12 protein-coding genes are annotated in these 12,323 nt (G+C 36.1%); 5 read left to right on the forward strand and 7 right to left on the reverse strand.

Annotated features, from left to right (window positions below; genetic code table 11):
* Positions 1-36: 36 nt before the first annotated feature.
* The gene (locus ACODST_RS05700) at positions 37-1,098 is read right to left on the reverse strand and encodes a DUF3810 domain-containing protein (RefSeq protein WP_488931151.1); all 1,062 of its coding nucleotides are present in this window, start codon (positions 1,096-1,098) and stop codon (positions 37-39) included.
* Between the two features lie 206 nt (positions 1,099-1,304).
* Between ACODST_RS05700 and ACODST_RS05705 the strand changes: the two genes are divergently transcribed.
* A complete protein-coding gene (locus ACODST_RS05705; protein ID WP_488931152.1) occupies positions 1,305-2,768 on the forward strand; it encodes an aminoacyl-histidine dipeptidase in 1,464 nt (487 codons plus the stop codon).
* A gap of 136 nt (positions 2,769-2,904) precedes the next feature.
* Here the strand turns inward: ACODST_RS05705 and fjbamP4 are convergent, their stop codons facing one another.
* The 4 genes from fjbamP4 to ACODST_RS05725 form a co-directional block, all read right to left on the reverse strand.
* Positions 2,905-3,678, reverse strand: a complete 774-nt coding sequence (gene fjbamP4 / locus ACODST_RS05710; RefSeq protein ID WP_488931153.1) for a protein BamP4 — start codon at positions 3,676-3,678, stop codon at positions 2,905-2,907.
* Between the two features lie 250 nt (positions 3,679-3,928).
* The gene (locus ACODST_RS05715; protein WP_488931154.1) at positions 3,929-5,818 is read right to left on the reverse strand and encodes a DEAD/DEAH box helicase; all 1,890 of its coding nucleotides are present in this window, start codon (positions 5,816-5,818) and stop codon (positions 3,929-3,931) included.
* Between the two features lie 193 nt (positions 5,819-6,011).
* On the reverse strand, positions 6,012-6,590 hold the full coding sequence (locus tag ACODST_RS05720; RefSeq protein ID WP_488931155.1) for a non-canonical purine NTP diphosphatase: 579 nt from the start codon (positions 6,588-6,590) through the stop codon (positions 6,012-6,014).
* The gene (locus ACODST_RS05725; RefSeq protein WP_488931156.1) at positions 6,587-6,868 is read right to left on the reverse strand and encodes a ribosomal maturation YjgA family protein; all 282 of its coding nucleotides are present in this window, start codon (positions 6,866-6,868) and stop codon (positions 6,587-6,589) included. The genes ACODST_RS05720 and ACODST_RS05725 overlap by 4 nt, the downstream gene beginning before the upstream one ends.
* A 216-nt stretch (positions 6,869-7,084) precedes the next feature.
* Here ACODST_RS05725 and ACODST_RS05730 point away from each other — a divergent pair, with 216 nt between their 5' ends.
* The 3 genes from ACODST_RS05730 to ACODST_RS05740 all read left to right on the forward strand — a co-directional run bounded on the left by ACODST_RS05730 (position 7,085) and on the right by ACODST_RS05740 (position 9,290).
* The gene (locus ACODST_RS05730) at positions 7,085-8,263 is read left to right on the forward strand and encodes a glycoside hydrolase family 88 protein (protein WP_488931157.1); all 1,179 of its coding nucleotides are present in this window, start codon (positions 7,085-7,087) and stop codon (positions 8,261-8,263) included.
* A 7-nt stretch (positions 8,264-8,270) separates the two neighbouring features.
* A complete protein-coding gene (locus tag ACODST_RS05735) occupies positions 8,271-8,669 on the forward strand; it encodes a hypothetical protein (RefSeq protein WP_488931158.1) in 399 nt (132 codons plus the stop codon).
* Positions 8,670-8,855: 186 nt separating this feature from the next.
* The gene (locus ACODST_RS05740; protein ID WP_488931159.1) at positions 8,856-9,290 is read left to right on the forward strand and encodes a hypothetical protein; all 435 of its coding nucleotides are present in this window, start codon (positions 8,856-8,858) and stop codon (positions 9,288-9,290) included.
* A gap of 52 nt (positions 9,291-9,342) precedes the next feature.
* Here the strand turns inward: ACODST_RS05740 and ACODST_RS05745 are convergent, their stop codons facing one another.
* Complete coding sequence (locus ACODST_RS05745) at positions 9,343-10,857, reverse strand: FMN-binding glutamate synthase family protein (protein ID WP_488931160.1); 1,515 nt, start codon at positions 10,855-10,857, stop codon at positions 9,343-9,345.
* Between the two features lie 34 nt (positions 10,858-10,891).
* Positions 10,892-11,668, reverse strand: a complete 777-nt coding sequence (locus ACODST_RS05750; RefSeq protein ID WP_488931161.1) for an NYN domain-containing protein — start codon at positions 11,666-11,668, stop codon at positions 10,892-10,894.
* Between the two features lie 201 nt (positions 11,669-11,869).
* Here ACODST_RS05750 and ACODST_RS05755 point away from each other — a divergent pair, with 201 nt between their 5' ends.
* A complete protein-coding gene (locus ACODST_RS05755) occupies positions 11,870-12,319 on the forward strand; it encodes an RrF2 family transcriptional regulator (protein WP_488931162.1) in 450 nt (149 codons plus the stop codon).
* Positions 12,320-12,323 lie beyond the last annotated feature (4 nt).

The raw sequence follows: 12,323 nt of genomic DNA on the forward strand, positions 1-12,323 counted from the left end.
CTAACAGGTCTTCAAAACCTGTTAGGTATTTAAACGTTAAAGTTTTCTGTCCTTGTAATAATTAATCATCAAATCAATAAACCTGCTATAGCTTTCCATACCGTCTTTCTGGTTGTTTGATTTTAAGAAACTATCATAAACGAAATGAAAACCTTTGTCAATAAAAGTGTCGTATTTTTTCCAGAAATCCTCGCTTTCTTTGTAGTTTTTCAAAATTCCGGGATGAACGGTTTTCTTTAACTGATTAAAAACCTGCTCGTTTTTGTATTTCCAGATTCCTAAACAATAACGCAAAACAAAACTGTATCCGGAATATTGGTAATATAAATTATCATTTTTAACTGAAGCCAAAACACCGATAAAGTTACATTCATTTTCGCTGGCGTAGCCAATTTGATGTGCCATTTCATGTGAAGTCGTAACAGGGAAATTATACATTGGAAGCAAATCGTTAATTTGAGCTTCGTTTGTAAACGGATTTAAATAACCGCCAAACCCCATATAAGTTAAAGGAACACTGAATAATGATTTTTTTACGCTTAATGTTTCGTATTTAAAATAAGGATGTTCTTTTGCTAAATTATCGTAACCGTCCAAAATCATTTCAAAAGATTCTTTTTGAGAATATGGAAACACAATTTTTTCATTCTTATTTTGTGTAATGGCCAGCTGGATTTCATTTGTTTTTACAATTAACCTTTTGGTAAAAGCATAAAGATCAGCATCCGAATATTCTCTTTTAATTTCCATCTTTTCAAAGAGAGGTTTGCGATAATAATTGAAAGCCCAAAGCAGATGAAAGAAAAAATAAAAGACTGAAATTTTACTCAGGATTTTTAGAATATGATCTTTCCATTCTGTTTTCCATGTTTTTCTGGTTTTCCAAAACCATCTAATTATAGATAAAATTAAAATAGCATAAATACAATCGCCAAGAGAAAAAGGAATTTTTCCCAAAGCTATTCTCGAAAAGTGCGAAATTCTAAAAAAGAGGTTATTACTGTAAAAACCTTCGACATAATCTGGAAAATATCTCAGGATTCTTAAAAAGATAATCTGAACTAAAAGAAATAGGGGAAGAAGGTATTTTGATTTCACAGTATAAATTTTGGATTCGTAAATATAATTACAATTTTGACTGATAAAAAATGTTAGCCACGAATTGCACGAATTTTCACTAATTACCAGTTTGATGTAGCTTAGACCCATTATAATTTGTGCTAATTGGTGAAATTCGTGGCTAAAAAAGTAATTAAACTTTGTAACTTTGAAGCTCTTAATTGTTAAACATCAAACAAAATATAATGAGTCAGGAAATACGAAATCTCGAACCAAAAGCGCTTTGGAATAAATTCGCAGATTTAAATGAAGTTCCGCGTCCATCTAAAAAGGAAGAACGTGTAATTGAGTTTATGAAAAACTTTGGAAACAGCTTAGGTTTAGAAACTTTCGAAGATGAAATCAGAAACGTAATCATCAGAAAACCGGCCACTCCGGGAATGGAAAACCGCAAGCCAATCGTAATGCAGGGACATTTGGATATGGTACACCAGAAAAACGCCGATACCGTTTTTGATTTCGACACGCAGGGAATCGATATGTATGTAGACGGAGACTGGGTTCGTGCCAGAGGGACAACGCTTGGAGCCGACAATGGGTTAGGAGTAGCGACTATTATGGCAATTTTAGAAAGCAAAGATATTCTGCATCCGGCAATTGAGGCCTTGTTTACTGTTGATGAAGAAACAGGAATGACAGGAGCTTTAAATCTTAAAGGAGGCATTTTGCAAGGACAGATTTTATTAAACCTGGATACGGAAGAAGATGACGAGATTGATATTGGATGTGCCGGAGGAATTGATGTAACGGCTACAAGAGGATACGAAGAAGAAGAAGTTCCGGAAGGTTCTGTTGGATATACAATTACCGTAAAAGGGCTAAACGGAGGACATTCAGGAATGGATATTCATAAAGGTTTAGGAAATGCTAATAAAATTATGAATCGTTTGTTGTTTGATGGGTTTGAAAACTTCGGTTTACAGATTGTTGAAATCAACGGAGGAAGTCTTCGAAATGCAATTCCGAGAGAAAGTGTTGCCAAGGTAATCATTTCTCAAATGTTTGATGAAGCTTATGTATATGATATGCAGGAAATCATTGCTGATATCAAAGCGGAATATAAAACAACTGAGCCGAATTTAACGATTGAAATCGTAAAAGGAGAGCTGCCTGAAAAAGTAATGGATCTTGGTGTTCAGGAAGGAATTATCAGAGCAATTTATGCAGCACAAAACGGAGTGTATAAAATGAGTGCTGATATGGCTGATCTGGTTGAAACTTCCAATAATATTGCTCGTGTTGTTATTAAAGACGGAGAAATTTTGGTTGGATGTTTAACACGTTCTTCTGTTGAATCTTCAAAGTTTGATTTGGCTAATTCTTTACGTTCTGCTTTCGAATTAGTAGGATGTGAAGTGGAACTTTCGGGTTCTTATCCGGGTTGGACTCCAAACGTAAATTCTGAGATTTTAGAAGTTTTAAAAGAAATTTACGAAAAACAAAACGGAGAACAGCCAAAAGTTGTGGCCTGTCATGCTGGTCTTGAATGCGGTATTTTAGGAACAAATTATCCTGATATGGATATGATTTCTTTTGGACCAACCATTCATGGCGCACATTCACCAGATGAAAGAGCTAGTATTTCTTCCGCTCAGAAATATTGGAAATTTGTTCTTGAGATTTTAGAGAATATTCCAGTTAGGAATTAAGTGGTCAATGGTCAGTTTTTTAGTGATCAGTATTATAAAAAAGAAAAGCTATCAATATTGATAGCTTTTCTTTTTTATAATAAAGGGTAAAATTTCCAGACCTGAATACTAAAAAACTGACCACTGAATACTTATTTTAATTTCGTTTTAATACCTTATATTGTTCATAACAGCCGCTTATAGCGTCCAGAATCTGCAAGTCGTTTGCGGTTTGGATAAAAGCATCCGAATAGTTGCATCGATGCATAATTTCGGGAATTTCATCTTTACTTATTCCTAAAAGTACAGCGATAGTTTCACGGTCGTATTTGGTTTCCAGCAGATTTCGGATAGTGTCGTCTTTCTTCATATCCTTTAACTTTTTAAGTTCCCTGGAGTTCTTTCCAAAGAAATTATAAAGCATATCCGCCGGATTAAATATAGATCCCAGTACTTTTCCAAAAGCATTAGGAGAATATTCACCTGCCTCATAACCTTGTGTAAGACCGGAAATACTGTATCGGTAATTTTCTTTTGTCGGGATTAATTTCGAATCAATTTCAAGATAACCGGTCAGGCTGAAAGGGGCGATAATTACCTCTTCAAGTGCGATGGCTTTTTCAGTAAGCTGAATTCGCGTTACTTTGTTTTTGATCCAGTCATTGGTTACTCTGATTCTTAAGGATTGAAATCCTAAAAGAGAGAAATGAATGGTATCATTAGGCTGTACATCAATTTCAAAATATCCTTTCGAATCTGATTTGGCACCACGTACTTTGTTGGTGTTAATGATATTTACATTGGAAAGAGGCTGTTTACTATCATCATTTATAATGTAGCCCGAAACTCTTTGCGGAGCCAGGTTTTCAGTATCCTGTGCGAAGCCAATAGTTGAAAATAATAAAAAAAAGAAAACTGCGAAATATTTCATATCCTGATTTAAAGCACTAAAAGTAGTAAATCAGGATTAAATATTTCGCAGTCTGTGAATATAATTATAAGAAAATTAACAAAGGCAGTAAGGCAGTTTTTACTATTCTGATAAAAAGGGATAAAGACGATTAATTTAAATTGTTTTGGATTACAAAACGTATGGAAAGAGTAAGATTCTTAACATAAAAAAAAATCCCAAATTCCAGTGATGTCCGGAATTTGGGATTTTGTATTAAGATATTAAATGATTAATCTCTTCTTGGTCTTCTTGGTCTTGCTGAATCACCAAAACTTTCAGAACGTCTTGGAGCTCTGTCAGAACTTCCTTCATTTCGTCTGAAACCACCTTCTTTTCTTGAAGAAGAAGAATTTCTGTCGCTTCTGAATCCGTCTCCTCTTGAAGAGTTTCTGTCGCTTCTGAAACCGCCTTCGCGTCTTGGAGCAAAGTTTCCGTCTCTTCTTGAATCTCCTGAATTACGTCTTCCGCCGCGGTTGTTATGATCACGTCTTCCGCCTCCGTCATTTTTAGAAATTTCAACATTAATACGACGTCCTTCTAACTGAACGTTGTTTAAAATATCCATTACTTTGTCAGTATGTTCAGGATCCGTATTAAAGAAAGAGAAGCCTTCTTTTACATCCACTTTGAAAACGTCATCACGGCCTAAATCTAAGGTCTCTTTAAGGTAATCTTTAAGCGACATCCAGTCGAAGTTGTCTCTTGAACCAATGTTTACGAAATAACGGACTGCTCCGTTATTATTGAATTCTCTTGATTCAGAATCACCTCCTCTTTCACGTTTTTCACCAGCAGACTGAACAGAAATATCTCTGTTTTTCTTGTAGTAAGTAATGAAACGGTTAAATTCAACAGAAACCATTTTCTTGATCAGTTCTTCTTTAGATAAATCTTCAAGAACATTGTTGATGGCTGGTAAATAGTTGTCAATTTCATGATCTACTTCTGTATCCTTAATTTTGTTTGCTAAGTGAAGCAGCTGAATCTCACAGATCTCGATTCCGGATGGAATTGTTTTTTCTTCAAACTTTTGTTTGATGATTCTCTCGATAGAGTAAATTTTACGCAGCTCACTTTTAGTAACGATTACGATAGAAGTACCTAATTTTCCGGCTCTTCCTGTACGTCCTGAACGGTGGTTGTAAGTTTCAATTTCGTCCGGTAACTGATAGTTCACAACGTGTGTTACATTGTCAACATCAATACCACGGGCAGCAACGTCGGTTGCAACCAGCATCTGGATTTGTCTTCCACGGAATGATTTCATTACACCATCACGCTGTGCCTGAGATAAATCTCCGTGTAACGCAGCGGCGCTATATCCATCTTCGATTAGTTTCTCGGCAATAGCCTGAGTGTCTCTTTTAGTACGACAGAAAACCACAGAGAAAATGTCCGGATTAGCATCGGCTAAACGTTTTAGAGCTTCGTAACGGTCACGGGCATTTACTAAGTAAAATTCGTGAGAAACTGTAGAAGAACCTGAGTTTTTAGTTCCTACCGTAATTTCAAGAGGCTCGCTCATGAATTGTTTTGCAATTCTGGCTACTTCCTGCGGCATAGTAGCCGAGAATAACCAGGTGCTTTTTTCGTCAGGAGTATCAGATAAGATAGATACTATATCATCATAAAATCCCATGTTTAACATTTCGTCGGCCTCATCAAGAACACAGTAATCGATGTTTTTAATGTTAACCAGACCTCTGTTAATCATGTCCTGCATTCTTCCCGGAGTCGCTACAATAATCTGCGCTCCTCTTTTTATTTCTCTTGCCTGCTCTGTAATACTAGCTCCTCCGTAAACTGCTACCACATTAATACCTTTTTCGTATTTTGAGTAGTTTTTAAGTTCGTTAGTAATCTGTAAACAAAGCTCGCGTGTTGGCGATAAAACTAATGCTTGTGTATTTCTGTTGTCGGCATCAATTTTTTGAATTAGCGGAAAACCGAAAGCTGCCGTTTTCCCTGTCCCTGTTTGAGCCAACGCAACCATATCCGTGTCTTTTTCCAATAATAGGGGAATCGCCTTTTCCTGTACCTCTGACGGATTTTCAAATCCTAGATCTAAAATCGCCTTCAGTAACGATTCATTCAATCCTAATTGTTCAAATTTGTTCATATATGTTTTTAAAATAGGGTGCAAAATTACTTTTAATTATTCAGATATACTAATGCTATTTTAAGATTTATGTATTTGTTATGAATTGATTATCAAAAAGTTATGTTTAGTGTAAAATGATTTTTAACGAAAGTTGAAAAAAACACGTCTTGAAATATCAATTTTGAGTATTAAAATGTTGTATTTTAAACAATTATTTTATGGAGTTCAGAAAATCAATAAGTTGCTCAGTGGCTTTGGCACGATGGCTGATTCTGTTTTTGACTTCTGCTGACAATTCGGCAAAAGTTTCCTCATAGTTTTCGGGCTGGAAAACCGGATCATACCCAAAACCATTGTTTCCGGTTTTGGTCAAAGTAATGTTTCCTTTTGCTAAACCCGTAAAAAGCTGCTGTCTGCCGTTTAAATTCAGGGCAATAACGGTCTTGAACTGCGCGCTGCGGTTTTCCTCACTTTTTAAAGCTTCTAAAAGCTTGTTCATATTGTCGTCTGCGTTTTTCTGCTCTCCGGCATAGCGGGCAGAATACACGCCAGGTTCACCGTTTAAGGCACTGACTTCTAATCCTGTATCGTCGGCAAAACAGTCATAACCGTATTTTTCGGTAACATAATTGGCTTTCAGAATGGCATTGCCTTCTATAGTATCAGCTGTTTCAGGGATATCTTCATGACAGCCAATATCTTCAAGACTTAATAACTGTATAGATCCGTTCAGGATGCTTTGAATTTCTTTGATCTTATTCAGGTTATTGGAAGCGAAAACAAGTTTCATATGTTTTTGTATTTAAAAATTAATTTTTCAGTAAAATAGATAAAAAAGATACCAAGGGTATAAGCCAGTAAGTCTGACCATAGAAAACCCTGGCCCAATACATATCGTCCAAAAAGTGTTTTTCGGAGCTGTATCATCCATTCGCCCTGATAAAGCTGTAAAAACTCAATGTTATAACAGATTAAAAGAGGAAGTAGTATTGCAAAAGGTGCTTTTTTATCCACAAAGAATATCCGGACTAAAAAATAAATCATGACGGCATATAGTGAGTCGCCCATCCATAACGGAATATAGGTTGTTTTCCGTGAAAGAATTCCCAGAAGAACGGTAGAAAGAAAAGCGATAAAATATGAAATCCTGAGTTTATTCAAAGTTTGGTTCTGATTGGAAACAATTGTACTTTTTTGGTAAAACAAAAATACAAAGATTCGAATAGGTTTACTTTATTTTATAAATTTATCGGTTCAATACACTATCTATCTAAAAATAACCACATGAATGTAAAATTGCTTACCCTGATTACAGCTGTATTGCTGCTGGGAAATCAGGGATATTCTCAAAAAAAGGACTCGTTTGATGTTAAAAAACAGCTGGATTATTGTGCAGGGCAGGCCTCTAAAACCCTGAAAGTAATTCCGGATGACGGAACTTCTCCCAGAACAGTTCCTAACGGGAGTAAAGAATGGAAATTTGTAAATTACAAAGACTGGACGAGTGGATTCTGGCCGGGAGAATTATGGTATTTGTACGAAGCGACAAAGGATAAAAAATGGGAAAAAGAAGCTGATAAATTCACTCGCTTTTTAACCCCTTTATCAGTTACTAAAGCGGCCGACCATGATTTGGGTTTTCAGGTTTTTAATAGTTTTGGAAACGGATACCGTCTGACTAAAAATAAAGAATACAAAGAAATTATCCTTAGAACAGCCGATACGCTGGCAACACTTTTTAATCCGAAAGTGGGAACAATCCAGTCCTGGCCTCACAATAAAATGGGCGGACATAATACGATCATTGACAATATGATGAATCTGGAATTATTGTTCTGGGCATCTAAAAATGGAGGAAACAAAAAGTTATATGATATTGCGGTAAAACATGCTGAAACAACAATGGCAAATCATTTCAGACCTGATAATACTTCTTACCACGTTATTATTTATGACTTTGAAACCGGTAAAAAAATAAAAGGACAAACTGCACAAGGATACAGCGATGACAGTATGTGGGCAAGGGGACAGGCCTGGGCGATTTACGGATTTACTATGACATACAGAGAAACCAAAGACTCTAAATTTTTAGATTTTGCCCATAAACTGGCGCGTGTTTATCTGGACAAATTAGCGACAGGAGATTTAGTTCCTTACTGGGATTTTAATGCACCGGATATTCCGGATGCTCCCCGGGATGCTTCTGCGGCTGCCATTGTTTCATCGGCACTGTTGGAATTAAGTTCTTATACAAAAGATAAAAATCTGAAAAACGAATATTTAAGCAAAGCAAAGAAAATGATTGTTTCGCTTTCAGATCATTACCAGAGCCGTGATGTAAATTCGGCATTTTTGCTTCATGCAACAGGTCATAAGCCAGCCGGAAGCGAGATAGATTGTTCTATTAATTACGCAGATTATTACTATCTTGAAGCACTGTTACGACTTCAGAAACTTAAATAATGTAAATATGATCAGGAAAATAAGCCAAATTCTTTCTGCCGTTCTTATTGTATTACTGCTTGTAAGCTGTAAAAACACTAAACAGAAACTTCAGGAATATGTAACTACTTACAACAGTACCGCAGCCGGTTTTAAGGCAGAGAGTGTTACTCTGACTACGGCAAGAGGATATATTAATGATAATAAAATTGAATTACGATTTGAAACCAGTCTGGAACAGAATGAAGCTAATAAAACAGCGGCTGCCCTCTCGTTTCCAAAACTGCTTAAAGAAATGATTTCTAAAAACCAGATTCCTAAAGAATTAGTAGAGGAAGGAGTGCAGTTTGATACTTATTTCCTTGCAGACGACAACACGGTTCTGATGAAACAAATAATCAATAAAGAAACGATAGCAGAATTATAAGATCGTTTTGTTTTAAAACCTGAGAAAACTCTTTAAGCTTTTTTAAAGAGTTTTTTTTGGTTTTAATTTTCTTACAATGTGTTTGGATTCAATGAATTGTATAGTTTTAATTTTGTAAATCAGGTTGTTTTTGAGTTAAAATTTTATTATGTTTGAGTTAAAAAATAACTATAAAACCAATAAATTATGAAAAAAATTACCCAAATCGCATTTGTTTTAGCATTTGCACTTTTGCTGGTGAGCTGTAAAAACACCAAACAAAAAATTCAGGAACACGTAAGTACTTACAATAATTCCTCTTCTATTAAAGGACACGGAATTACCAGTACGGCAGCGAAAGCGTTCCTGAATGACAACAAGATTGAAATTAGAATTGAAACCAATCTGGAAGAAAATGATGCTAACAAAGCAGCCTACAAAGATTCGTTTCCGGAATTGTTAAGAGAAATGATTCAGAACAATCAGATTTCTACAGAATTAATAGACGAAGGAGTTAAATTTGACGTGTATTTCCTGGCTTATAATAATGCTATATTAGCGCAGCAGTTAGTTGATAAAGAAGAATTAGCGGTTTTAGAGAACGGAGCTTCTACTGATAATAAAGAAACAGCCAAACTCTAGGGTACATTTGTAAAAAACAAAAGCCTCTTTGATTTCAAAGAGGCTTTTGTTTTTAGTTTCGTTTTGTAACGTTTGTTAAGTTATCAGGGAAATACAATTCAGACAGATTTGTAAATTCGTCACCACGCATAAAAATATTAATATCAACATCTGCAAAAGATGTTTTTCCGGCTGCCGCCAGAAGTTCATTTGCTGCATGAAGTGTATTTTTATGAAAATGATACACACGCTCTGATTTATCGGTTACGACCAAACCTTTCATAAGCATTTTATTCTGCGTGGCCACTCCTGTCGGGCATTCATTATTATGACAGCGTAAGGCCTGAATACAGCCCAGTGAAAACATAAAACCTCTTGCACTGTTGCACATATCAGCACCTAAAGCAACGGCATGCAGTATCGAATACCCGGAAATAATTTTTCCACTTCCAATAATTCGTATTTTATCACGAATATTTAATGCAGTTAATGTTTTATTGACAAAGATTAATGCCGGTTCAAAAGGCATTCCGACACCATCGGCAAATTCCAGCGGAGCGGCTCCTGTTCCTCCTTCGGCACCGTCAATGGTAATAAAATCAGGATACGTGTCTTCGGCAATCATTTCATGGCAGATAGCCTCAAATTCGGCAGTGTTTCCGATACATAATTTAAAACCAATTGGTTTTCCATTTGATAATTCCCGTAATTGCCTGATAAAATGAATTAAGCCTTTCGAATCTGAAAAAGCAGTATGCCCCGGAGGCGAAAGAATCATGGTATGAGGTACAACTCCTCGTATTTTAGCAATCTGTTCTGTATTTTTAGCAGCCGGAAGTACACCTCCGTGACCGGGTTTAGCTCCTTGTGAAAGCTTAATTTCGATCATTTTTACATTGGGAAGGTTCGCTTTTTCTGAAAATTTTTCCGGACTGAAATTTCCTTCAGCGTCACGGCAGCCAAAATATCCTGTTCCAATCTGCCAGGTAATATCGCCGCCGCCTTCCAGATGAAAATCGGTTAAACCTCCTTCACCTGTATTCTGATAAAAATTTCCTTTTTTAGCTCCAATATTGATGGCCCGGACGGCGTGTTCGCTCAAGGAACCAAAACTCATAGCCGAAACATTAAATAAAGAAGCAGAATAAGGCTGTTTACAATCTTTTCCGCCTACTATAACTCTTGGAAGTTCCTCGTTGACTTTTGCAGGAAAAATAGAATGTTTGATTCCTTCATAACTTTCAGTGTTCAGGTTTTGCTGTGTTCCGAAAGGCGTGCTCGAATCAATGTTTTTGGCTCTTTGGTAGACCAAAGAACGCTGGTTTCTTGAAAAAGGTTTTCCGTCTGTAGACCTTTCAATAAAATACTGCTGAATTTCGGGTGCAATCATTTCAAACAAATATCTGAAATACCCAAGGACGGGAAAGTTTCTTAAAATAGCATGTTTTTTTTGAGAAGCATTGTAAACTCCAATAATTAATAAAAGTGGAATTATGAAAACAAGTAAATAGCCTCGTCCGGTGTAATAATAAATTGCGGCAACAATTAGAAACAATAAGAATCCGTAAATAAAGAATTTCTTTCTCATGTTTTAGGTAATAAATAAAAGGGTAATAAATTAATTAGTTGAACCGTAATCGGACATAAACGTGTTTTATGCCTTTTTTATCAGATTCTCTTTCGTCGATTTCCAGAATATCGGTTAAGGATTTCAACATTGGTGTAAGCTTAGAATAACCGTAATTTCTTGGGTCAAACTCCGGTTTCTTCTTGACTATCAGGTTTCCTACATCGCCCAGAAATGCCCAGCCGTCGTCGTCTTCAATATCTTCAATTGTAGCTTCGATGAGGTCGATAGTTTGTTTGTCAATTTTATGCAGTGCTTTTTCTGCGGGTTTTTCAACTGGTTTTTTGGCATCTGCGGCTTTTGGTTTTTTCTTTTGTATAGCTGCATTGTCCAGTACTTCAATATAAATGAACCGGTCGCACGCTACAATGAAGGAACTTGGGGTCTTCTTTTCACCAATTCCAATTACTTTCATGCCGGATTCCCTTAAACGAACAGCCAGGCGGGTAAAATCACTGTCGCTCGAAACAATGCAGAAGCCATCCAGTTTTCCCGAATAAAGTAAATCCATGGCGTCGATAATCAGGGCAGAATCAGAAGAGTTTTTTCCAACAGTATAGCTGTATTGCTGTATAGGAGTAATAGCATGTTCTAATAAAACCGATTTCCAGCCGTTTGCATTAGGTTTCGTCCAGTCGGCATAAATACGCTTTGTTGTGGGGGTTCCCAGCTTTGCGATTTCTTCCATCATACCTTTTACATTAGAATAAGGTACGTTATCAGCATCAATTAAAACGGCTAATTTTAAATCTTTTGAGTTGCTTAACGGCATTGTTTAGATATTAAAAATTATATACTCTCAAAGTTAAAATTAAAATTGGTTTTTAAAGGAACCGCAAGCCGAATTAGTGCTATAATCTGCATTAATTAGTTTCATTATAAATAAGAGTTTTCTTTAGTAAAATTAATTAAGGATAAATTTGTCTTTTATATTCGTCTTTACTACATTTGTACAGACTTAATTAATCGGTATATGTTTTCTAAAGCGTGCGAGTACGGAATCAGGGCTTCTATCTTTATTGCCACCAAATCGTCAAAAGGGATTAGGGTAGGAATAAAAGATGTGGCCAAAGAAATTGATTCGCCCGAACCTTTTACGGCCAAGATTATGCAGATTTTAACCAAAAATGGTATTATTCATTCGGCTAAAGGAGTAGGAGGTGGTTTTGAAGTTTCGAATGAAGCCTTAAAGTCGATAAAATTAATTCAGATTGTGGATGCTATTGACGGTGATCAAATTTACAGAGGATGCGGTATTGGATTAAAAGAGTGTTCGGAAGAGCGTCCTTGTCCGGTGCATTTTGAATTTAAAAAAATCAGAGGTCTTCTTTTGGAAATGCTTTCTAAAACGACTTTAGAACAGCTTGCCCTTGGCGTTAAATCAGGAGACTTTTTTTTGAAAGGAATACATACAAACGAATAATATT

This window comes from Flavobacterium sp. FG19 (assembly GCF_057809475.1).